At 36.7% G+C, this 22,167-nt stretch carries 19 protein-coding genes and 1 pseudogene; 6 read left to right on the top strand and 14 right to left on the bottom strand.

Going from position 1 to position 22,167, the window contains the following annotated elements:
• Positions 1 to 3 precede the first annotated feature (3 nt).
• Complete coding sequence (locus G3I01_RS12985) at positions 4 to 1,215, top strand: ammonium transporter (RefSeq protein WP_219548554.1); 1,212 nt, start codon at positions 4 to 6, stop codon at positions 1,213 to 1,215.
• 21 nt (positions 1,216 to 1,236) lie between these two features.
• On the opposite strand, the gene G3I01_RS12980 is transcribed toward G3I01_RS12985, so the two are convergent.
• The 3 genes and pseudogenes from G3I01_RS12980 to G3I01_RS12970 form a co-directional block, all read right to left on the bottom strand.
• Positions 1,237 to 1,965 carry an MIP/aquaporin family protein gene (locus G3I01_RS12980; RefSeq protein WP_219548552.1) on the bottom strand — a complete coding sequence of 243 codons (729 nt, stop codon included), beginning with the start codon at positions 1,963 to 1,965 and terminating at the stop codon, positions 1,237 to 1,239.
• A gap of 17 nt (positions 1,966 to 1,982) precedes the next feature.
• Positions 1,983 to 3,476: a glycerol kinase GlpK gene (gene glpK / locus G3I01_RS12975; RefSeq protein WP_219548550.1), complete on the bottom strand. Its 1,494-nt coding sequence runs from the start codon at positions 3,474 to 3,476 to the stop codon at positions 1,983 to 1,985.
• A 58-nt stretch (positions 3,477 to 3,534) separates the two neighbouring features.
• Positions 3,535 to 5,112 (bottom strand): annotated as a pseudogene (locus G3I01_RS12970) (glycerol-3-phosphate dehydrogenase/oxidase).
• Between the two features lie 144 nt (positions 5,113 to 5,256).
• On the opposite strand from G3I01_RS12970, the gene G3I01_RS12965 reads away from it, so the two are divergent.
• Positions 5,257 to 6,015: a DeoR/GlpR family DNA-binding transcription regulator gene (locus tag G3I01_RS12965; RefSeq protein WP_219548548.1), complete on the top strand. Its 759-nt coding sequence runs from the start codon at positions 5,257 to 5,259 to the stop codon at positions 6,013 to 6,015.
• A gap of 35 nt (positions 6,016 to 6,050) precedes the next feature.
• On the opposite strand, the gene G3I01_RS12960 is transcribed toward G3I01_RS12965, so the two are convergent.
• The 6 genes from G3I01_RS12960 to G3I01_RS12935 all read right to left on the bottom strand — a co-directional run bounded on the left by G3I01_RS12960 (position 6,051) and on the right by G3I01_RS12935 (position 13,723).
• Positions 6,051 to 7,016 carry an acyl-CoA desaturase gene (locus G3I01_RS12960; protein ID WP_257710590.1) on the bottom strand — a complete coding sequence of 322 codons (966 nt, stop codon included), beginning with the start codon at positions 7,014 to 7,016 and terminating at the stop codon, positions 6,051 to 6,053.
• Between the two features lie 602 nt (positions 7,017 to 7,618).
• On the bottom strand, positions 7,619 to 9,022 hold the full coding sequence (locus G3I01_RS12955) for a TolC family protein (RefSeq protein ID WP_219548544.1): 1,404 nt from the start codon (positions 9,020 to 9,022) through the stop codon (positions 7,619 to 7,621).
• Entirely contained in the window at positions 9,019 to 10,365 is a 1,347-nt protein-coding gene (locus G3I01_RS12950; protein ID WP_219548542.1) for a biotin/lipoyl-binding protein, read from the bottom strand. The genes G3I01_RS12955 and G3I01_RS12950 overlap by 4 nt, the downstream gene beginning before the upstream one ends.
• A 1-nt stretch (position 10,366) precedes the next feature.
• Entirely contained in the window at positions 10,367 to 12,034 is a 1,668-nt protein-coding gene (locus G3I01_RS12945; RefSeq protein WP_219548540.1) for an ATP-binding cassette domain-containing protein, read from the bottom strand.
• Between the two features lies 1 nt (position 12,035).
• Positions 12,036 to 12,710 (bottom strand): TetR/AcrR family transcriptional regulator, encoded by a 675-nt coding sequence (locus G3I01_RS12940; RefSeq protein ID WP_219548538.1) that lies wholly within the window; start codon positions 12,708 to 12,710, stop codon positions 12,036 to 12,038.
• A 230-nt stretch (positions 12,711 to 12,940) separates the two neighbouring features.
• Complete coding sequence (locus G3I01_RS12935) at positions 12,941 to 13,723, bottom strand: DUF1206 domain-containing protein (protein WP_219548536.1); 783 nt, start codon at positions 13,721 to 13,723, stop codon at positions 12,941 to 12,943.
• A gap of 277 nt (positions 13,724 to 14,000) precedes the next feature.
• Between G3I01_RS12935 and G3I01_RS12930 the strand changes: the two genes are divergently transcribed.
• Positions 14,001 to 15,116, top strand: coding sequence for an adenylate/guanylate cyclase domain-containing protein (locus tag G3I01_RS12930; RefSeq protein WP_219548534.1), 1,116 nt, complete (start codon positions 14,001 to 14,003; stop codon positions 15,114 to 15,116).
• Positions 15,117 to 15,345: 229 nt separating this feature from the next.
• Here G3I01_RS12930 and G3I01_RS12925 read toward each other — a convergent pair whose 3' ends face one another.
• On the bottom strand, positions 15,346 to 15,573 hold the full coding sequence (locus tag G3I01_RS12925) for a hypothetical protein (protein WP_219548532.1): 228 nt from the start codon (positions 15,571 to 15,573) through the stop codon (positions 15,346 to 15,348).
• A gap of 381 nt (positions 15,574 to 15,954) precedes the next feature.
• On the opposite strand from G3I01_RS12925, the gene G3I01_RS12920 reads away from it, so the two are divergent.
• Positions 15,955 to 16,413, top strand: a complete 459-nt coding sequence (locus G3I01_RS12920; protein ID WP_219548530.1) for a hypothetical protein — start codon at positions 15,955 to 15,957, stop codon at positions 16,411 to 16,413.
• Between the two features lie 80 nt (positions 16,414 to 16,493).
• Here G3I01_RS12920 and G3I01_RS12915 read toward each other — a convergent pair whose 3' ends face one another.
• Positions 16,494 to 16,874: a hypothetical protein gene (locus G3I01_RS12915; RefSeq protein ID WP_219548528.1), complete on the bottom strand. Its 381-nt coding sequence runs from the start codon at positions 16,872 to 16,874 to the stop codon at positions 16,494 to 16,496.
• A 282-nt stretch (positions 16,875 to 17,156) separates the two neighbouring features.
• Between G3I01_RS12915 and mgrA the strand changes: the two genes are divergently transcribed.
• A complete protein-coding gene (gene mgrA, locus G3I01_RS12910) occupies positions 17,157 to 18,149 on the top strand; it encodes an L-glyceraldehyde 3-phosphate reductase (protein ID WP_219548526.1) in 993 nt (330 codons plus the stop codon).
• Between the two features lie 113 nt (positions 18,150 to 18,262).
• Here mgrA and G3I01_RS12905 read toward each other — a convergent pair whose 3' ends face one another.
• The 3 genes from G3I01_RS12905 to G3I01_RS12895 are packed head-to-tail and all read right to left on the bottom strand — an operon-like array spanning position 18,263 to position 21,480.
• Entirely contained in the window at positions 18,263 to 19,234 is a 972-nt protein-coding gene (locus G3I01_RS12905) for a type I phosphomannose isomerase catalytic subunit (protein WP_219548524.1), read from the bottom strand.
• Between the two features lie 19 nt (positions 19,235 to 19,253).
• Positions 19,254 to 20,870 carry a glycosyltransferase family 39 protein gene (locus tag G3I01_RS12900; RefSeq protein WP_219548522.1) on the bottom strand — a complete coding sequence of 539 codons (1,617 nt, stop codon included), beginning with the start codon at positions 20,868 to 20,870 and terminating at the stop codon, positions 19,254 to 19,256.
• Positions 20,854 to 21,480 carry a lipid-A-disaccharide synthase N-terminal domain-containing protein gene (locus G3I01_RS12895; RefSeq protein ID WP_219548520.1) on the bottom strand — a complete coding sequence of 209 codons (627 nt, stop codon included), beginning with the start codon at positions 21,478 to 21,480 and terminating at the stop codon, positions 20,854 to 20,856. The genes G3I01_RS12900 and G3I01_RS12895 overlap by 17 nt, the downstream gene beginning before the upstream one ends.
• Positions 21,481 to 21,775: 295 nt before the next feature.
• On the opposite strand from G3I01_RS12895, the gene G3I01_RS12890 reads away from it, so the two are divergent.
• Entirely contained in the window at positions 21,776 to 22,030 is a 255-nt protein-coding gene (locus G3I01_RS12890; RefSeq protein WP_219548518.1) for a hypothetical protein, read from the top strand.
• Positions 22,031 to 22,167 lie beyond the last annotated feature (137 nt).

Genomic DNA, 22,167 nt, shown 5'->3' with positions numbered 1-22,167 from the left:
GAAATGATGAATTCAGGAGATACCGCTTGGGTGCTAATTGCAACAGCACTGGTAATGCTAATGACGCCGGCAGGCCTGGCACTTTTTTATGGAGGATTGTCCAATAAAAAAAATGTAATGAATACGGTTGGGATGAGCTATGTCGCGTTTTGCCTGGCCACTATTGTATGGGTAGTTGCTGGTTACAGCATTGCTTTTGGACCAGAAGGGCATCCCATTTTTGGATCGATAAAAAATCTGTTTTTGAAAAATATTCCTATAGATCAGTTAGTTGGGTCTATTCCAGAAATGTTGTTCGTCGCCTTTCAGGGTGTTTTTGCCGCTATTGCTGTTGCCCTAGTTTGCGGGTCGGTAGTTGGACGTTTGAAATTTAAAAGCTGGATCATATTTTCTATTCTTTGGGTGTTATTCGTTTATGCGCCTCTGGTTAGGATGATTTGGGGAGAAGGATTGTTAAATGGATTGGGAGATCTTGATTTTGCAGGCGGCACTGTGATTCATATAAATGCCGGAGTTGCAGGTTTACTATTATCAATTTTACTGGGAAAAAGGAAAGAGAAAAATTTATTCGAGGCTTCCCCTTCTTCTTCAAAATTGACCATTTTAGGCTCTGCGCTTTTATGGTTTGGCTGGTTCGGTTTTAATGCTGGCAGTCAGCTTGCGGCAGACGGCATTGCTGCGAATGCCTTGCTAGTTACCAATGTTGCTGCGTGCGCTGGAGGACTCGCGTGGATGGCTTTAGAATGGTATTTAAAGAAAAAACCTTCAATTTTAGGATTGGCCTCTGGTGCGATCTCCGGCTTGGTGGGAATTACTCCTGCGGCAGGTTATGTGGGCATAGATGGAGCTTTGATAATTGGACTTGTCTCTGGATTGGTGGGTTACTATGGAGTGGTACACTTGAAAAAGGCTTTGAACTACGATGATACGCTGGATGTTTTTGGAATTCATGGCCTGGTGGGTATTTGGGGCGCCCTGGCTACCGGCCTTTTTGCTGATCCTTCTATAAATGGAGCAGCAGGTTTATTCTACGGCAATCCCTATCAAATGATTCCTCAAATAACAGTAATTTTAGTGACCATAATTTATTCACTTACAGGAACTTTTATTCTATATAAAATAACCGGATTCCTTACAAGAGGTACCAGAGTAGATGAGGCAACCGAACTCAATGGAATTGATAAGGCTTATCATAAAGAGCGAAGTTTTTCTTGAGGTTTAAATCATTCTATTAAATCATAATACTAGAAACAATCCAGCAGCGATAATAGAACCTATTAAAGGGCCCACAATTGGTATCCAGGAATAGTTCCAGCCACTGTCTATTTTACCTTTTATTGGTAGAATAGCATGCATGATCCTTGGACCAAGATCCCTAGCGGGATTAATGGCATATCCTGTAGTGCCACCAAGGGAAAGACCAATTCCCCAGACTACGAAAGCCACAGGAATTGCCCCAAGTGAACCAAGCCCAACCGTGGTGCCCGAACCGTCATTGATCTGTGCTTCTGAAAAATAAAACACACAGAAAAGCAGGACAAAGGTTCCTAATATCTCACTAAGAATATTCCGGAAGTTATTGGGAATAGCAGGTTCAGTACAAAAAACAGCCCTTTTAAGATTTCCATTTTCCGTCACATCAAAATGATCTTTATACATGACGTAAACAAGGGAAGATCCTAACATTGCTCCAATCATTTGTGCTGCAATATAAATAGGTACTTCAGACCACGGGAATAAGCCAGCTACGGCAAGTCCAATTGATACCGCGGGATTAATATGCGCTCCGCTATACGGTCCTGCTATGACCACACCCGCAAATACAGCAAGTCCCCAAGCAGTAGTAATACTTAACCATCCACCTCCATTCCCTTTTGTTTTCTTCAGAATGTCATTAGCCACATTACCCCCACCAAGAAGAATGAGTATACCTGTGCCTAAAATTTCAGCGACGAATGGAGTCATAATTTACCTGTTTTTGTCTAGAGGGTTGTCCAGTGCTCCAGTGCTTTTACAGCATTGTACCAACCATTTATTTTCACCTTAATATTCTCCCTGTCCTCCACCGGATTGAAACGGATCTCTTCCTGCCACATTTCCCGAATCTGTTCCTCACTTTCCCAGTAACCAACGGCGAGTCCTGCCAGGTAAGCAGCTCCAAGAGCTGTAGTTTCAGTGATCTTAGGCCTTATGGTGATAGAATCCAGCACATCTGCCTGAAATTGCATCAATGTATCATTTACTGCTGCACCACCATCTACCCTAACCTCTTTGATCTGAATCTCTGAATCTGCCTGCATCGCTTTAAGTATATCCATGGTTTGATAAGCGATAGCTTCTACAGAGGCCCTGGCTATATGTGCATCTGTAGTTCCACGGCTAATCCCAAAGATCGTTCCTTGGGCCTTCTGGTTCCAATATGGCGCTCCCAGGCCAACAAATGATGGAATAAAATATACTCCATCTGTACTATCTACAGAAGCAGCCAACCATTCTACATCTGAAGACCTTCTTATAATTCCGAGTCCATCACGCAACCATTGAACAACAGCTCCGCCAATAAAAATACTTCCTTCAAGAGCATAATGCGTTTTCCCGTTAATTCTCCAGGCTACAGTAGTTAATAGATTATTTTTAGAAAAAATAGGTTTCTTTCCGATATTCATCAACATAAAACAACCGGTACCATAAGTACTTTTAACCATTCCTTTTTTGGTACACATCTGGCCAAACAATGCTGCCATTTGATCTCCGGCGATACCGGCAATTGGGATCTTAGATGCAAAAACAGTTGTTTTGGTTATCCCATAGATTTCGCTTGAATCCTTTACTTCTGGCAACATACTTTTAGGAATATTGAAGAACTTTAGAAGTTCGTCATCCCAATTCATGGTATTTATATTGAATAATAAAGTACGGGAAGCATTGGTAACATCAGTAATATGAAGTTCCCCTTTAGTGAAATTCCAAATGATCCAGCTATCGATCGTTCCCATAGCAAGTTCTCCTGCTTCAGCCCTTTCCCTAACTCCTTCAACATTATCCAGGATCCATTGTACTTTTGTGCCGGAAAAATAAGCATCGATCACCAGGCCGGTCTTTTGCTGAATCATTTCACCATCTCCATTCTTCTTGAGCTGCTCACAATAATCTGCCGTACGTTTATCCTGCCACACGATCGCATTATATACGGCCTTACCAGTTTTTCGGTCCCAGACAACCACTGTTTCTCTCTGATTCGTAATTCCTATTGCAGCTATATTTTCACCATTAAGTCCTTTTTTCGTAGTTGCTTCAGCAGCAACTCCAGCCTGAGTAGACCAAATTTCGTCGGGATCATGTTCTACCCATCCTGGTTTTGGAAAATGTTGCCTGAATTCCTTCTGAGCTATGGAAACTATACTTCCTTTTTTATCAAAAACTATTGCGCGTGAACTTGTAGTTCCCTGATCTAAAGCTAAAATATACTGTTCCATAGATATTGAATTTAGGCCCTAAAAAACAAGAACCCGGTTATTAATGTAAGGAATCTCTTTAACTACAGGTATAACGCCTGGCCAAAGCAGTAAATTCATTTATCTGGTCATCTTCCCATTTCTCATCTTTCTCTAACTCATCTGCAATTAAACGGGCGACCTCCGGTGCCATATCAATAGCTGCTTCGGCATCAAGAAATAATGCTCTTACCCTTCTGGCAAGAACATCTTCAACAGTCCTCGCCATTTCAAAACGCACGGCCCAGATCACTTCGGCTTTTACAAATGGTAACCTTTTATCTAACAGATCACCTAATGCGGGTTTATCTGAGATCAATCTTTCAATTTCTGGCCTGTCACTACCATAGAATTGCAAATGACCATTTTTCTTAGAATTCTCTATAGCCCCATGTAATTTCAATTCTTTGGTCCTGCACTCTTTAGCAGGAAGTTTACCTAAAGAAATTGCTTTGTCTATGGTATCTTCTGCCATTCTTCTATAAGTGGTCCATTTTCCGCCAGTTACCGTGATCAATCCAGAATCCGAAACGATAATCTTATGACTTCTGGATATCTCTTTACTTTCTTCAGATTTGTCCTTGGGCGCAGCAAGCGGACGCAAACCGGCAAAAATGCTTTTAATATCAGACCTGGTTGCCCTTTTGGTATTGTAGTTATTAAAGGTATTTAAAATGAAATCAACTTCCTTTTCTAAAGGTTGCGGTTCAAGACTATGGCTTTCCAGATTTGTATCTGTAGTTCCCACCAAAACTTTATTATGCCACGGAATTACAAATAGTACTCGCCCATCTTCAGTTTTCGGAATCATGATCGCATCTTCTCCCGGTAAAAAAGATTTATCAAGTACAAGATGAACTCCCTGGCTAGGAACGATGGTCTTTTTAGCATTAGAGTCTTCCATTCTTAGAATATCATCAGCAAAAACACCGGTGGCATTAACAACCAATTCACCGTTAAATTGATATGTCTTGCCAGTTTCGGTATTTATTGCAGACACCCCTGAAATATCACCCTTTTCATTCTCAAGAAGATCGATAACTTTAAAGTGATTTAAAAGGGTCGCTCCATTTTCTATACAGGTTTGAGCTATATTTATGGCCAGCCTGGCATCATCAAACTGCCCATCCTTATAAATTACTCCTCCCCTTAGCCCATCGACCCTTAAGTTAGACAATCGCTTAATTGTTTCTTCTTTACTTATATGAGTTTATTTTCCAAGACTTAATTTCCAGGCAAGTAGGTCGTAAGTTTTAAGACCCAAAGTATAATAAAAGCTATCGAACCACCTGTAATTTGGAATCACAAAGGTTCTATTCTCCACTAAATGCGGAGCATTCTTAGAAAGCAATCCTCTTTCGTAAAGGGCCTCCATCACTAAGCCAATATCACCCTGGGCAAGATAGCGAACACCTCCATGTACTAATTTCGTGCTACGGCTGGAAGTCCCCTTTGCATAATCTACCTGTTCCAGCAATAGAGTTTTATATCCTCGCGTAACACTATCCAAGGCTATTCCTAAACCGGTAGCTCCTCCTCCAATAACTATAACCTGCCATTTTGAAGTATTTTCTATACCATCGATTATAGAATTCCTTGAATAGATATTCTCTTTCATTAAATTTTCTTTACTTTCGTTTACTTTCAAATATAATTATATTTAAGTCTAATTGAAACATATCGAAGTTTTTAACGACTGTTTAATTAAGTGCAATTATTAACTCTAAAAACAGGCTTTATACTTTTGTAAAAGAGACAATACATGGAAAGACACCAATCCATCCTGGACATATTAAAAGAGAAAAAACATGTAAAAGTGCTGGAACTTTGTGAAGTTCTGGACGTAAGCGCCGTAACTATAAGAAAGGACCTGAAACTTCTTGAAGAAAAGGGATTGTTATATAGAACACATGGTGGGGCTTCTTTGGAGAATCCTTATATAAATGAGCGGCCTATCCAAGAAAAAGAAAAGATTTCGATCCAGGAAAAGTCAAAAATAGCCGAAGCTGCTGCAAAATTAATTCAAGTAAATGATTCTATAATGATTGCTTCGGGTACTACCGTGCAACAACTGGCCAGGGCAATCGAACCTAAAGGTAAATTGAATGTAATCACCTCCTCTCTTTTTGTAGCTTTAGAATTATTGAAACATCCTGATATTGAAGTGATCCAATTGGGAGGAAAAGTTAGACATAGTTCAAGTTCGGTAATTGGTCATAATGCGCTTCAGATCTTGAATAGTATTTCCTGTAATCAACTTTTTCTGGGAGTAGACGGCATAGATCTGGAGTATGGTTGTACCACAACCAGTTTAGAAGAAGCTGTGCTCAATAGAAAAATGATAGATGCAACACAAAAAACCATTATCCTGGCCGATTCTTCCAAATTTGGAAAGAGAAGTTTTGGTAGAATTTGTAGACTGGACGACATTAATCATATAATTACCGATGACCGTTTGGATAAAACTATCCATAATAAATTAACTGAAATGGGTATTGAAGTCACCCTGGTGAAACAATAAGTACAAAGTATCTATAAAATCTCTGTATTACCTTTCTATCCAGCGTTCCAGACCACATTCTTTTTACCCAACATCCTGAGCATCTTAATGTGATCCCATATTGCTCCTACAAAAGTCTTTTTTACATGATATGGAATACCGTGCTCCTTTGCAGTGTTTTCTACGATCTTGGATATCTTTCTATAATGAACATGGCATATGTTGGGAAATAAATGATGTTCCACCTGGTAATTTAATCCACCTATTAACCACGAAAAGATCTTGCTTCCGGGAGAGAAATTGCTGGTTGTAATTAACTGGTGCCTGTACCAATCTCCCTGAATTTTATTTTTATCATCTGGTAGAGGAAAATCTGCATCAGGTATAATATGCGCGATCTGAAAAACGGTACTAACCAGGAAACCCGTAACTAGATGCATACTTATAAATGCCAGTAATATGATCCACCAGGATAATGGCACCATAATTAGAGGTAAGATCAAAGCGTAAGTATAATACAGAAGCTTCCAGCCGGCTATTGAAACTAATTCTTTCTTGAATTCGCTTTTATTATCAATAAACCCCATATTCTTATAGCGTGTTATCCTTACAAAATCCTTCACTGTAACCCAGAGAATAGTAGATATACTATAAAAGAACCAAACATAAACAAATTGAAACCTATGCGTCCAATGCCATTTAGTATTTGGTGAAAATCGAAGGAAAAAAGGAGGATTTATATCATCATCGGCACCATTAACATTCGGATACGTATGATGTAAGACGTTATGCTGTATTTTCCATACAGAGGCATTAGCGCCAATTAAATTGAAGGTAAGACCCAGAGCATTATTCAGCTTTTTATCCTTTGAATAAGACCCATGAATGGCATCGTGCATAATTCCCATCCCTACGCCAGACATTCCAAAACCACTTATAATATAAAGCAGAAATAAAAGCCAGGGATTAGCGATCAAGCCAGTGTTAATAGCGATAAGAGGTCCAAAGAAAAGAAAGAGCATGAATACGGTTTTTGATACCATGCTGGTATTTGCATTCTTGCTTAAATTATTTGATTTGAAATAGTTATTAACGCGACTTTTCAGCGTTTTGGAAAAATCGGTATTTCTATTTGTAGAAAAACTTGGGGCATTCATATATCATTATTTTATTAAAGCTTTTAGTTCTCCACTTTTTATTAAAATAATGTCTACTTATTCTTTAAAAGTAAAATGCAGGGTCGAGGGAGGTGAGGATTTACATAACCACATTGTCCATATGAAATTATATCATCCGGAAGAAAGTGAAAACATTTAAACTTACCATTCATAGATGGCTTTTTAAGAAAAATGATTAACACTTCAGAAACTCAGAGTTTCCATTTTAATTCTCGTAAATTTCAGGGAATTACAATAGAGGAAAGACTTAATTCAAGAATTCTTCAATATCCTTATATACATTCTGGAACGCCTAAAAACAATAGCGTTAGAAACATGCTATAAGGTAATGGAAAAATACCACAAATGGTTATATATTTATAATTATTAATTATATAATTGAAATACTTTGGTTAACCTAATTGAGCTTTATAGTCTTTTCAGGCTAGTTGAAAGAAAGTTTAATCTTATTGAATTTCAATTCCCGGAGCAGTATTCTTAAATAATTCAGCTTTGCTTTTCAGTAATTTCCGGGCCATTTCAATTTCTTTTAATTTTACCGAAATAAGTTGATTCTCCCTGCTATTTATAAGGAAAAGGGAACTTTCGCCGAGTTCAAACTTACGTTCCTCAGCATTCATCATTATGGCATAATCCTGCACTAATTCGCTCATCATCACATTCTGATCTCTTAAAGCAAATATTTCATTCTGTAGCGCCTTAAGATCATTTTCAATTATTAAGCGTTCACTTGCAAGGTTCAGTTCGGCATTATTGAGTTCAATTTTTGCCAGCTGTAAATCACCTCTTTCTTTTCTTAAGAATAAAGGTAAGCTGAATTTCATCCCGAATTTGTAATTCCTGTTATTCAGCGTATTGATTTCATCAGCAGTTTCGGTTAGAAAATTATACTGAAGATCTAATTTTGGAAGTAATTTATTAGCTCTCAGTTTTTTCTCGATCTCCAGCATATCCACATCATAAGAAATTGACCTTACCTTGGGATGTTCACTTATATCAACCCCTAAAAGGATCTCATCTATCTTCAGAGTTTCAGATACTTCCTGTTGAATTTCATCTTGCGGTACGACCTTAGAAGTTAATTCGAGTGGGATGTTACCTTCAGCCCAGATAAAATTCGAAAGGTTAAGTTTTGAGTTATTAAGTTTCAATTCACTCTGATTAAGATCAATTCGCCGGTTTTGTATACTTAAACCCGCTTCAACAGTATCTATAGCTGGCTTATCTCCTACTCTGAATTGACTCTTCACCCCGTCTAGCCTCATTTCGGCATTCTGCAAAAAGTTTTGAAAAAGCTGATATTCCCTGTAATTAGCATACCATTCAAAATATGCAAGTGAAGCTTTATATAAAATTTCCGTCACTTGTAACTGCTGCTTCAACCTTGACTGATCACGGTATATTTTAGCCTGTTTCAGGGAAGCCATTCTTTCACTCATAAACAACCCATCAGCTACATTTAAAGAAACCCCTGCAGAATAAAGTCCGTCATCGGGAACAGTATTCTGGGGATTTAAATATTCGCCGGCATTATCCTCGAACTTCGCATTAAATTCGAGTCCGTACCAGGTTGGGATCTTAAAGGCTGAGCTAAAATTGCTATAATACTCTGTAGACTTATAATTTTTAGTATCATAATCTGCTTCTATTTTAGGATCAAAACTACCCCTGGCCTTCAATAGTTTCATCTCTCCCTCATCCAATAAAAGGTTCGCCTGCTTTACCAGGGGATGGAATTTCTTTACCATGGCAAGATATTCGGTATAACCCAAGGCCAGGCTATCTGGAGTTTGAGAATAACCGATTTGAGAGGTAACCAGAAATACAAGTATGATTAGAATCCTTTTCATTTCTTTGCTTTTTCGCTATTTTCAGGAGTATAATAATTTGGCGGGAAACCATTCAATTGTCGCCATATTTCATACCAGATAGGCACATCTTCCAGTAAAGCTAAAGTATTCGCACCAGAACCTACCCTAACCGCCGCTGGCCATGGGTGATCATCTTCATCCTGAGCAAGCAGAACCCTGTATTTACCATTTGGACTAATAAAATTTTCGATAGCCACAATTTTAGCACCATAGGTACCGTAAGAAACATTCGGCCAGCCGCTGAAAACGATCGCGGGCCAACCATCAAACCTGATCCTTACTTTTTCACCTTTATGCAGTAAGGGTAGGTCTATAGGCTCAACAAAAGTCTCTACTGCCAGTTCATACTCTGAAGGCATGATGCCCACAAGTGGATCTCCTTCTTTAAAGGTCTCCCCTATTCCAGATTTTATGGCTTTATTTATATAGCCGGTTTGCGGTGCCCTTATGTAATAAAGATCATTTCGCATCTGATAATTCGTGAAAGAACTCTCCAGTTTTGAAACATCAGCTTCAGTTTGGTATAGGTCACTTTCTGCCGTGGACCTTTCACTTCTTGCTTTGGAGATCTTATCACCATATTCTGCATCTATCCTGTTCAATTCAATTTCAGCATTGATAATATCGTTACGGCTGTTCAGGAGTTTGTTTTCCTGAGAGATAAGTTTCGCCTGGGATTCCTGCAATTTCAACCTCTTTTCTTCAAGGTCGGTCATAGACTTCAAGCCTTCTTCATTAAGCTGTTGAATACGATTAAATTGTCTTTCAGCAATTTCCAGATTGATCTTAAATGCTTCCAGGTCTATGCTATCACTTCGCATTTTCAAAATGCTTTGCCTTAGTTTGTTTTGAGCCTGCTCAAGTTTAAGATTTTTCTCTACCTGCAATGAATTTATCTGGCTACCCAGAGAGCTTATCTTATTTTCATAGGAATCCAGAGACCTCTTCTTTGAATTCACCTGGTCGCCCGTCCTCTCTGCCAGTTGTGGATCAAAATATTCATTTTTGATTTCTGAGATGAAAAGGATAGTATCTCCCTTTTCAACGAAATCTCCTTCATTTACATACCATTTTTCAATTTTCCCAGGGATAGGAGATTGAATGGTTTGTGGCCGTTGTTCCGGAGTAAGTGTCGTAACAGAACCCGTTCCCGATACCGTTTGCGTCCAGGGTAGAAACACCACAATGATCAAAAAGGCTGCGAAAAATTTAAGAAAGCGGTTAAAGTACTTATAATGTGATCCTCTAAGCACCTTTTTACCTGCCTCGTATTGCCCTAAATCAACCTTATCGTATAATGAATTATTGGTTATATTCAGCATCTTATACTCCGTTATTTACTAATTTACCCTGCTCAATTTGCAGAATGCGGTTACAATAATTTTTCCATTTTTCCTCCTTACTGCTCACAATTACAGACCATGAATTTTCAGGACTGAAAATAAAATCAAGAATCTTATTCTCTTCCTCTGGATCTAATTGATCAAGGGGGTCATTCAATATCAATAAGGAAGGTTTTCTCACTACACTTCTGGCAAGAATAATCTTTCTGCTAACAGAATATGGGATTTGTAAACCTTCCGGATGAATAACAGTATTAAGACCTTTGGGTTGCTGTTTTACGAAATCGGCTAAACCGGTTTTCTCCAAAGCCCAACGAATATCCTGCTGAGAAATACTTTTATCTCCAAAGGTGATATTGTCTAACAAGGTCCCCTCAAATGGAGATTCTTCAGAGAGGGATTGCCCAAGCATTGACCTGTAATGATTCAATCTTAAGCTTTTCAGGGAAATATTATTTACAAAGATCTCCCCGGAAGTTGGTTGTATTAAACCTGCAATAAGTCTTAGCAAGGTAGATTTACCTGCACCATTAACTCCCTTTAGAAGGATCTTATCGCCGGGACTTATTTTAAGATTGATTCCATTAATTATATTCTTTCCATTGAATCCTTGATAAGAAATATCATCAAGTTCAATATGTAAAGGTTCATTTTCTGAAAATGGTTTTTCTCCGTCCTGGTCTTCCAGCTCCTTATCTACAACCTCCCCCAGTTTTTCGAGTGAAGTGAGCACATCATAGAATGATTCCAGCCCTAGGATCATTTTTTCTACGGAACTGATTATTAAAAGGATAATAATTTCAGCAGCAACGAATTGTCCAATATTCATCTGTTGATTAAGAACTAGAATCCCCCCTATTAATAAAAGTCCGGCAGTTACCAATACCTTAAATCCAATCATTTGTATGAATTGCAATTTAAGTACCTGGAAGTGACCTTCCCTTGCATCCAGATAATCGCTCACCATCTTGTCATTTCTGGAAATTGCCAGATTTGTTCTTCCGGAAACTTTGAAACTAACCAGAGTCCTGGCCACTTCCTGAATCCAGTGTGCGATCTTATATTTATGCTTAGATTCTACAATACTCGTGTCAAGTCCTTTTTTCGCTGTGATCTTAAAAACTATATAGATCAGGAATACCAGCAGCAGTCCGTAAATTATAAAGAAAGGATGGTAAAGCGATAACAAAATGATACCAAGAATTACCTGGGTTAGTGCAGCTGGGAAATCCAGCATAACCTTGGTTAATCCCTTCTGAATAGTAAGAACGTCAAAGAATCTGTTAGCTAGTTCTGGTGGATAAAAATTTTTCAATTCGTCCATTTTGATCTTCGGAAAGCGATAGATGAACTCAAAAGAAGCCCTGGTAAAGATCTTCTGCTGAATATTCTCCAAAATCCTGATCTGCATTAACTGAAGTATTCCCACGAAAGCAACACCAAGAGTTACCAGAATTACTAGGACGATCCAGGAAGTAGAAATACGAGCTCCCTGCATCAAATTCACAATAGCCTGAATTCCCAATGGTACAGATAAGCTAACCAAACCTGAAAAAAGCGCATAATATAAGATCTGTAAAAAGTCTTTCTTTTCTAACTTCAACAAACCTACAAATCGCCTCCAGGGTGAAAGTGTTTTCTCCTTCATTTTAATTTTTTATTAGATTATTTACCATATCCTTGAAATATTCTGTAGGTGTTATGCTGTCATTACAATCTGTAATAGATTTGAAATGTTCCCTAAGAAAATGTTGATGTAGAGTGCCGTCGATGATGGTACTCGCCAGGCTTGACGGGTACAGATAATCCTTATTTACGGCAGTGAGCATCTCTGAAAGTCTTCTCACCAAACGCTTATAAATTGAAAAGTAGCCTTCTAAATTTTCCTCATCAACCTCTTTGGTTAAATAGGATTTTGAAGATTCATTTACGATAATATTGCTCAATGCCACTTCATTGATATGACCAAATCTCGAGTCTTCTTCTACCGGCTTTGTGATCACCTCTATGGCTTTAATCAGCTTTTCCCCATTGTCGGCGATGTTATTGGTCGCAAATACTAATTGAAATTCTTTCCATCCCCAAAACCAGGAAGTTATATAAACAAGGAATTTATGTTTATTCTCAAAGTACCGGTAGATCGAACTTTCATTAGAATTGATTTCCTTACCCAATTTCCTAAAGGTAAAGTTCTCAAACCCAATTTCATCGATGAGTAAAATTCCCTGTTCTACGATCCTTTTCCCAAGAGCCGTGGATTCAGGATCTTTAAGGTATATTCTATCGCTTACTGATATTTTAATATCCTGAAGAAGATGTTTCATGCTTCAAATTTTGCACAAATATAATAGTATTACTTTTTATTTTAATAGTATTACTATTATTTAACAAACTTTTGAAAATTGTAAAGAAGAGAGTAATCGTTTGCAGGTTGAAGATCTATTTAAAAACCCGGGGCTTGTTTCTTTTTAAATCCCTTTTACCGATTAATATCTTAAACAAAAAAAGCCTGCTGATTTTTTTCAACAGGCTTATATAGTTATCATTAATTCATTTATCTAAGACTCGCTACACTGATAGCGGGATGCTTAGCTTTTATGAACATATAAACTCCATATCCCACAAAGCCTAAAGCAACTATCCCAAGCACAATAGAACCAAATTCGTTCTGGATATAACTGAATGCGTCGGTTTGGGTACTAATTTTATTACCGCTGGCAAGGCCAGATTTTAATGTAAGATATGCCATCAGGCCAATTACCACACCTCTGGCGGTATGACCAAATTTCCCTGCATTTATTAAAAGTTTCTGTTCTTTTTGGTCAAGTCCTGCTTCTTCTACTTCTTCTCTGAACTTATTCGAGTAAGCACGGTAAAGATCATAAATGGCTTTTATTGCCATTCCTAATCCAATAATTATAGCAATAGTGTCACCATTAGATCCAGACATTAGTGAACCCATCATAGATCCAGATCCTCCAGAACTACTTCCAAAAGCTAATTTGAATGAATAAAAAGCGAAACCACCATAGATTAATCCACTAATAAAATAGGCTACTCTCTTAGCATATCCCTTGGCATTATCTTCCAGACCTTTAGGATTTGCAAAGACCTGGTACATTCTCCAAAACACATATCCTAGCAATCCAATTCCTAGAATGATAAGAAGTATCTGCCCGTAGGATTGCTGAGCTACATACTGTAATGCTCCTTTAGATCCTGTTTGTTGTCCTCCCTGCCCAAAAGCAGCAAGTGCCGTTAAAACTCCAATTAAAGAATAGACGGCTCCTTTCGCAGCCATACCAAAGCGTGCAAAATTCTCTTTTTTATTACTCATTTTAATAGTTTTTGGTTGATTATCTCTAGTAAAGTTATAGGATAAACGAATGCTGACTAATTAATTAGAAAAACTTTATACTAATTTTAGCTAAATCTTTGAGATTTAATAAATTTGATTCTCCTTTTATACTAGCTTTAACCTACTGGTTACTTTTAATATTACAGAATTTTAATTATCGGCTTATTTTCTTCCATCCTCCGGTATTTCATGGGCAAGAATCTATGGCAGATACTAGAACCTATTCGTATTTAATATATCTGTCATCTCATTCAATATGCGTTTACGTCCGAAAATAAGGGTTCAGCTTTTCTTGGTTCTTGGTATTACCCTTTTCTGGATTGCAAGTGGTGCCTTTATGGCTTTCTATAAATGCGTGAACTATATACCCTCTACGAACGAATTTGTCTTCATGGTTCCAAACCAGTTAAGTTTTTTTCGGTTTCTTCTGATCAATATAATAGGACCAGCCGTTGGTGGATTTATAGGAGGAAGTATCCTGGTATTTTACCTGAGCGAAAATCTCAGGAGAAAGAGCTACTGGTATTACATGCTCATAAACTTTCTTTTTTTCATCGGTTTCATTTTGCTCCTCAACACCTTAGTGCCATATATTTTCTACTACAGGGAAGAAATCGCGAATGCTGAAGAACCTTTGAAAAGAGCTCTGGACCTATTAATATTTAGCCCATATGCAGTTAGAAATGTTGTGACCTGGTTAATTATCGCCTGGATCACTATCCAAGGATTAAATATTTATGAAAAATATACTCCTTCCACACTAATTTCTATGTTTCTTGGCCGTTTCCACAGGCCAAATGAGGTAGACAGAATTTTCATGTTCCTGGACCTTTCTAACTCCACAACCATTGCAGAGCGCTTGGGACATATCAAGTTCTTTAATCTCCTAAAAGATTTCTTTAGTGATATGACAGATCCAATTTTGAACTCACAAGGCGAAATTTATCAATATGTGGGAGATGAGATCGTAATTTACTGGCCGGTTAAAAGATCTGTGATAAAACATATGCAACCCATAGCATGTTTTTTCAGAATCGAAAAAAGCATTCAGGAAAGAAGCGAATATTATATTAATGAATATGGCCTGGTTCCTTTATTTAAAGCAGCCATTCACAAAGGGCATGTGGTAGTTGGAGAAATGGGGGCAATTAAAAGGGAGATCGTTTTTTCCGGAGATATATTGAATACTACCTCAAGACTAATGGAACAATGCTCTATTTTCAAACAAAAGCTTATTATTTCAAATGAAATGCTGGAACTAATTCCAGAAGAAAAGAAATCTAAATATAGCCTTCTTCATTTAGGAGAGTTAGCCTTGAGAGGAAAATTAAGTAAATGTCACCTCTATGGCGTTGATCTAAAAGACGAGTAACTCTCTATACCTTAACCCTGGAATAACGTAATAAACAGTATAAATAAAACACTGATTAAAAAGATCACAAATTTTACCTGATCTTCCCTTTTAGTTTGAGAATCCATAAAATTAAATTTTAGAATTAGAATCAAATTAATTGGGGTAATTAATGTAGGGATTAGGATATTAAGTTTTGATAATCAAGACTTAATGATTTAAAATTACATTTTTTATCGGAATATCAAAATCATTTTTTTTCAATAAATTTTTGATGATCTGAAAGCCATTTATCGAGTTTCACTTTCTTTTTTTTGGCTACTTCTCTCCCACTACTTAGCTCAATCCATTCAGAGTTTGTCTCTGAAAGCTTATAGGTTTTAATGGTAGAATATAATTGAATACCCATTATTTTATAACTATTAATGGCTTTAATCGAATATCCATCACCATTTTTTGACACATTTATCAATTTCATCAATCCTCATTTAGATCATTCAAAAAATCAGCCTTACTCTTAGACCTAAAAATTTTTCCTAATGCGTTATTATAAAAGCGGAAATTTAAAAATTAAGCCTGGAAACAGTAATCACTTAAATTCTAAAATAGCGTTAACTTTTATCTCAATGGAGAGCCAATAACCAACTAATTCTGGCACCTCACCTTAGCCAAGGTATTTCTTTATGATTTTTTTATAGGTTTAAATATAGACAATATCACTTAAAAAACTATATTTCAGTTACTTATGATTTATTCTTGATTTTAGGACAAATGTTAATTCTTAAATTTTCCTTAATTAAATACAATAGGTTTTTTAGCTTTACGTTCCCACTAAACCAAACAAAAGATCTTATACCCTATGAAAAGATTTAAAATTGTGTTAGTATTCGTAATGGTCAGTATGCTGCTTTCTTGTGATACCGATCAGGATGACATTAGCATTTCTGAAGCTGAAGCGAACGAACTCAACATGATCGCTCAAGAAGGAGAATGGAAAATATCCCAATTTACCAGAAACGATGTTGAAAATACAGCTAATTACTCCGACTATAGCTTCGTTTTTGAAGATGGCAATAATCTAATGGCGTTTGGCTCTATTGATGAAGTTTCAGGAACCTGGAGAGTTAGTAATGATTCTGGAGACGAATTTGATCCATATGACGATGTAGATTTTCATATCTTTTTTAGTTCTCAAGGTAAGCTTGGAGAGCTAGCAAATAACTATGATGTCATTGCAGCGACAGATTCTGAGATCAGACTTATCCTGCAACAAAATAGCAACGGAGATTCTGCCAGACTTACCTTTAGTAAGAATTAGCAAATTCCAACGAAATTATAAATTCTTAAAATTACCGGGTTTTTTAGGTCTTTCATTAATAATAATGGTAAGATTTAACCCTACTCGGTTACTTTAAAGGTTTTTTCAATAGAAATTCCTTTTCCATTCTTTTGAAACCCTTCTACCTTTATTTTAAAAATACCGGTTAGATCTGATGTGAAAAATTCAAAGCTGTTTTGCTTAAGTTCCGGTTGCCAGAAAAGCTGCGGCCGATAATCGGGTATTCTGGATAGTTGTGCTTTCTTCTCGGCAGAAGAGTAATCGGGAGAATAATAAACTTTAGAAGGTTCTGTCTGGACCATATCTAAGGTATGATCTGCCTTAAAATCTGGTGTACCTTCTTTAATTGTTTCTACCATAATGATTCCCTGAAAAACCTCGGGACCATAGAAGTACTTATCCCTCACTATAATGATCTTCTCGATAAGTTTAGCATCCATATTTTTCACTTAATTCAACCCCCGTTAACTAAAGAAAGGTTCTGATAACCAATTACAGAATCATGTAACTTAAACAACTCTTCTCTGGTGTCTGAATCTTGTGAAAATACCGTGTGAAACTGAAAAAATAAAAAAAGAAGAAAAAATGGGACTAAATACATAGAATAAATATCTTCCAGATTGGCGGAAGAATTTCAAACTTATAAAAATATTAATACTTATAAAAATTTTAAAATTTATATTGGAACTTGATAAATTATCCTTTTAAAAATTATCGAAAAAATGGAATATAAGGCTTCAAATAAAAGATATGATAATATGCAATATAGACGCTGTGGCAAAAGCGGAATCAAACTTCCACTTCTATCACTGGGTCTATGGCATAATTTCGGCGACCATGATAATTTTGAGAATGCTAGAGAAATTCTCAGGACCGCTTTTGATAATGGAATCACTCATTTTGACCTTGCTAATAATTATGGCCCACCTTACGGCTCTGCAGAAAAGAACTTTGGAAAGATCTATAAAGAAGATTTTAAAAAATACAGAGATGAATTAATTATATCTACTAAAGCGGGATGGGATATGTGGCCCGGCCCGTATGGTAATTTCGGTTCCAGGAAATATCTTATTGCCAGCCTGGATCAATCCTTGGAAAGAATGGGACTGGATTATGTAGATATCTTCTACCATCATAGACCAGATCCAGAAACTTCATTAGAAGAAACAATGGGAGCGCTGGACCAGATCGTAAGACAGGGGAAAGCTCTTTACGTTGGCATATCACAATATAATGCTGAAGATACGGCTAGAGCCGCAAAAATTCTAAAAGATTTAGGAACTCCATTTCTTATTCATCAACCAAGATATAATATGATGGACCGCTGGGTGGAAGATGGTTTATTAGACACACTTGAATCTATAGGTGTGGGAAGTATCGTTTTTTCTCCCCTTGAACAGGGTATACTTACTTCTAAGTATTTACATGGAATTCCAGAAGGGTCCCGTGCAGCAAAAGAAGGAAGTTACCTGGATAAATCACAAATCACAGATAAGGTAGTGGACCAGATACAGAATTTGAACGAGCTTGCAGATTCAAGAGGTCAGAGTCTTGCGCAAATGGCCGTTGCCTGGTTATTGAAAGATTCAAGGGTAACCTCTGTTCTTGTTGGAGTAAGTAAAGTTTCTCAGTTAGAAGATAATATTGACGCTTTAAAGAACATCAATTTCAATAATGATGAATTACAGAAAATAGATACAATCCTGGGCTATTAAAATAGTTGTTGTTTCTGATTATAGTAATGAAGATGAAAATTCTGAGGCTAGAAAAAGGTACAGCAAGTTTTTATACCCTCATAAGCAAGTTTAAAATATAATATGCTGGAGATTTATTTAATGTAAATTTCCAGCAATTCTGCATTCTTCGCCTTAATATGAAGTTTGTTCGTGGAAGCAGGAATCAAAAGGCTCTGCCCTTTTTCAATCTTTTCATTATAATGATCAACGATTATTTGAGCATTACCTTCAACACACATATAAACAACAAATGAATCGAGCCAGGAATAATCCATTTCTATTTCTCCTTTTACGGGCAGGAAATTAGTACTAAAATATTCACAGGAAACTATCTCTGACGATCTGTTGATCTCCTTCTCATAGGTTAAATGATAATCATCCTTTCTTCTGAAATCTATTGCATCCAATGCTAAAGCAGTATGCAGCTCCCGGCTTTGCCCTTCTGAATCTTCCCGGTTCCAGTCATAGATCCTGTAGGTTATATCTGAAGTTTGCTGAATTTCTGCAAGTAGAATTCCACCACCTATAGCATGCACCTTTCCTGTATTGATAAAAAAGGAATCGCCTTTTTCAACTTCCTCGAAATTTAGAAGTTCGGTTATCTTCCCTTTTTCAAGATGATCCAAATATTCCCTTTTATCGAGGTCCTTTTTGAAGCCTATATTCAACCTGGAACCTTCATCAGCCTGCATCACATACCACATTTCTGTCTTCCCGAAGGAATTATGTCTTTGTTTTGCTAATTCGTCATTAGGATGCAATTGCACAGATAAATCGGTCTTGGCATCAATAAACTTAATAAGAAGAGGAAAATCATTCCCAAATTTAGAATATATCCCCTTTCCTACTAACTCACCCTTATACTTAGAAATTAAATCGGTTAATCTAGTTCCTTTTTCAGGTCCGCTTTCAACAATGGATATATTGCCGTCGACACCAGATATCTCCCAGCTTTCACCAACGCTTTCTCTAATCGTTTGTTTATTGAGTATATCTCTAAGCTTACGGCCTCCCCATATCTTATCTTGCAGAATTGGTACAAACCTGATTGGGTAATTGATCATTTTGAATTTGATTTTTTGGCTAGGGCTTCTTTATTAAATATAAGTCTCTATACAATCTGTTCTTATGGGTGTTTCCCACCGGATTCATATCTATTTCATCTATTTTTTCAATATTATAATCCGGGAAAGTTTCAAGCATGGAATCATAATTTATAGGAGTATTCAATAACAGGAATTCATTTTCAGAAGGCTTTTCATAGGTTTCGCCATTCCATAGAACTTTAATAGGCCTGCCATATTCCCATATGATCTCTGGAGTAAAATCCTTAAATTCATAAACAGGAATATCCATTTTCTCCCTGTAAGTGTCAACTGCCAGGATACTTTTATATTCAGGGTTAACTTCTAACTTTTTGGCAATTGGTAAACCAAAGAAAATAACACTAATAATGAACCATACAGATAAATAAAATACTGGTTTTATTTTATTCTTTTTAAGGTAATAAAACATCAAAATCCCAATTCCAAAAAGACAAATTGAGGTCATTAAGAACCACGGCCAGATACTCGGTAGAAGTTCATTAAGATAAATGAATCCCGCGATTGGGAACAATAAGCCTATGAACGCGATGAGACCGAAATTGAAATAAACCACCCACTTTTCTTTTTTCGGAAGCATATCAAATCTTCTGAAAAGATATTCTATATAAAAGGCGGTATTCAGCGCCAACGGAATAAGAACCGGTAACAGGTATCGTGATTTCTTTTCTGGAATAATAGACAATAGTACTACCGATCCCAGAGTCCACCACAATGTGAATTTATAACCAGGTTTGTTGAAAACGCGATTCTTCAAATAGGGATATAAAAGACTTACGAATGCAGGGATGGTCCAGATTCCGCTTTGTATCACAAAACTCCAGTAATAATAAAATGGCCTTACATTATAATCCAACCAACGCCCGGTTTCTCTATCTGTTATCTTTGCGACGGCCTGCGTATCAAAATAATATACATATAGGCTCCAGGAAGCGGAAACAATGGTAGCCATCACCAACATTAAGACCACCGGAAACCAGTTCTTTTTAAAATCTCTATACTTAAATACTACTCCAAAAGCTATCAAAAACGGTAACAAAAGGGCGTACATGGAAACCGGTCCCTTGCTTAGAAACGAACAACCAATTAGAATCCCAGATATTATGGCATTACTGTATTTAGAAGTTTCTTCTGTAAATAATTTATAGATCCCATAAATGGCCATTATCATCCATGCATGAGTATGAATATCCCACTGCCCATCCCTTCCGGAATATAAAATATAGAAGGAAGTTGCCGCAATTAGGCCTGAAATAAAGGCGTATCTTCTATTAGCAGTAAACTTCAGCCCCAGTTTGTAAATAAAAATTACGGAAATAGAACCCATGATTGCCGCAGGTAACCTTAAAGCAAAAAGGCTTTTCATTCCGAAAAGAAACATTGAAATGGCTGTCAACCAGGTGGGAAGCGGAGGTTTTTCATATCTGGGTTCATTATTTAGGGTCGTGAAGATCCAGTGATCTAAATTGAGCATTTCCCTCGCTGTGGCAAAGTTACGGGCTTCCATGATATTCACAAATATGGCATCAAGATTAACGAAGAAGATCGCTAAACATACCAGAACCAATAAAAGAAGATAATTATCCTTTAACTTCATTCTTTTGAATATAAATATTTCTAATATACATAATCAAGCCAAAACCATGACCAGCCAACAGCACTGGATCCTCCCTGATAATCGCATAAACCATAATAAGTCCTGACCCCAGAAGGCTTAACAGCCAGAATCCAAGAGGTAATGAGGATATCTTCTTTCTTTCTGAATAAACCCACTGATAAATAAATCTTAGGGTAAATACCAGGTGACCCACAGAACCGAGAACTATTAACCAGAATGGAATAGCATCATTTCTAAATAATTTTGCGGCGTCATATTCATTGTTATTAAAACCGTAGACCACAATAAGAAGTGGAAATATCCATAAAAATATCCTGAAAAATTTCGGGATCTTTAGCCACTGTCCTTGCAGCTGAAGGTTTCTTATATAAATGAAATACGTTAAAGTTTGGCCCATCATGATCGCAAAATCATCCCTCAAATAACCATATACAAAAAGTAAGAAGGAGGCTAGTAAACTTAAATGCCAAAAAATAATTGGCGTAATGATCCTTTTACTTTTTTCTGAAAGTACCCATTGTAAGATCATCCTGCCAGAGAACAATAACTGGGCGATAAAACCAAGAGTGTAGATCAACCAGCTATCCATTAATATTGGCTATTTCATAGTTCAGAAAATTTACTTTTAAATAGCTCTTTATAAAGAAATATAATCCATCTCTTATACTTCCATAAAAATGCAGAAAATTGAACATATTAAGGTTCTGGGAATTTTCGGCTAAATTAAGATTATTTCGGGAACCTCATATAAAGTACTTTACCGATTAATTAATGCGTTTCAAAGATTTTCAATCAACTTAACCGGTCTGAATTATTTTAACCTATATATTTGATTCACCAAATCTACATTACTTCCTGCTTGGCTAACTGTAAAACAATTAGTTATGCTCAAAGAACAGGGATATATCCTCAATGTTGAGGAAGAATACAAACAGATAGAATCTGTTAAGGAGTGGATTCATCAAATTCATGAATCCGGAACATTCTTTAATCTATCGCTCAAGACGCTTGAATTGATACGTAGATTCAACAAACTATATACAGAGGTTATTAAGAATGACAATCCAACTCCAGGTAACGTAAATCAGTTGATCATCATTTCAAAAGGGCTGGAATCTGAATTAGTTCAAGAAAATTAGAAAAAACTAAAAAGTACTATTTGCTGATAATCAAAAACTTCCTTCAGGAAGTTTTTCTTTTTTTCATATTCGGTGAATTTTTAGATAAAAAAACATTGTATAATTTATAAAGTGGCTTATATTTGCAACCGCAAAAA

It is taken from the genome of Gramella sp. MT6 (assembly GCF_019357415.1).
In the GTDB taxonomy this organism is placed as follows: Bacteria; Bacteroidota; Bacteroidia; order Flavobacteriales; family Flavobacteriaceae; genus Christiangramia.
The sequence above is the reverse complement of the archived record's forward strand: the minus strand, read 5'-3'. Positions and strand labels throughout refer to the sequence as shown.

Bases quoted from the DNA above. Each gene is read 5' to 3' on its own strand.
- G3I01_RS12985 (WP_219548554.1), top strand. From the start codon at position 4: ATGATGAATTCAGGAGATACCGCTTGGGTGCTAATTGCAACAGCACTG.
- G3I01_RS12980 (WP_219548552.1), bottom strand. From the start codon at position 1,965: ATGACTCCATTCGTCGCTGAAATTTTAGGCACAGGTATACTCATTCTT.
- glpK (WP_219548550.1), bottom strand. From the start codon at position 3,476: ATGGAACAGTATATTTTAGCTTTAGATCAGGGAACTACAAGTTCACGC.
- G3I01_RS12965 (WP_219548548.1), top strand. From the start codon at position 5,257: ATGGAAAGACACCAATCCATCCTGGACATATTAAAAGAGAAAAAACAT.
- G3I01_RS12960 (WP_257710590.1), bottom strand. From the start codon at position 7,016: ATGCTCTTTCTTTTCTTTGGACCTCTTATCGCTATTAACACTGGCTTG.
- G3I01_RS12955 (WP_219548544.1), bottom strand. From the start codon at position 9,022: ATGAAAAGGATTCTAATCATACTTGTATTTCTGGTTACCTCTCAAATC.
- G3I01_RS12950 (WP_219548542.1), bottom strand. From the start codon at position 10,365: ATGCTGAATATAACCAATAATTCATTATACGATAAGGTTGATTTAGGG.
- G3I01_RS12945 (WP_219548540.1), bottom strand. From the start codon at position 12,034: ATGAAGGAGAAAACACTTTCACCCTGGAGGCGATTTGTAGGTTTGTTG.
- G3I01_RS12940 (WP_219548538.1), bottom strand. From the start codon at position 12,710: ATGAAACATCTTCTTCAGGATATTAAAATATCAGTAAGCGATAGAATA.
- G3I01_RS12935 (WP_219548536.1), bottom strand. From the start codon at position 13,723: ATGAGTAATAAAAAAGAGAATTTTGCACGCTTTGGTATGGCTGCGAAA.
- G3I01_RS12930 (WP_219548534.1), top strand. From the start codon at position 14,001: ATGCGTTTACGTCCGAAAATAAGGGTTCAGCTTTTCTTGGTTCTTGGT.
- G3I01_RS12925 (WP_219548532.1), bottom strand. From the start codon at position 15,573: ATGAAATTGATAAATGTGTCAAAAAATGGTGATGGATATTCGATTAAA.
- G3I01_RS12920 (WP_219548530.1), top strand. From the start codon at position 15,955: ATGAAAAGATTTAAAATTGTGTTAGTATTCGTAATGGTCAGTATGCTG.
- G3I01_RS12915 (WP_219548528.1), bottom strand. From the start codon at position 16,874: ATGGATGCTAAACTTATCGAGAAGATCATTATAGTGAGGGATAAGTAC.
- mgrA (WP_219548526.1), top strand. From the start codon at position 17,157: ATGGAATATAAGGCTTCAAATAAAAGATATGATAATATGCAATATAGA.
- G3I01_RS12905 (WP_219548524.1), bottom strand. From the start codon at position 19,234: ATGATCAATTACCCAATCAGGTTTGTACCAATTCTGCAAGATAAGATA.
- G3I01_RS12900 (WP_219548522.1), bottom strand. From the start codon at position 20,870: ATGAAGTTAAAGGATAATTATCTTCTTTTATTGGTTCTGGTATGTTTA.
- G3I01_RS12895 (WP_219548520.1), bottom strand. From the start codon at position 21,480: ATGGATAGCTGGTTGATCTACACTCTTGGTTTTATCGCCCAGTTATTG.
- G3I01_RS12890 (WP_219548518.1), top strand. From the start codon at position 21,776: ATGCTCAAAGAACAGGGATATATCCTCAATGTTGAGGAAGAATACAAA.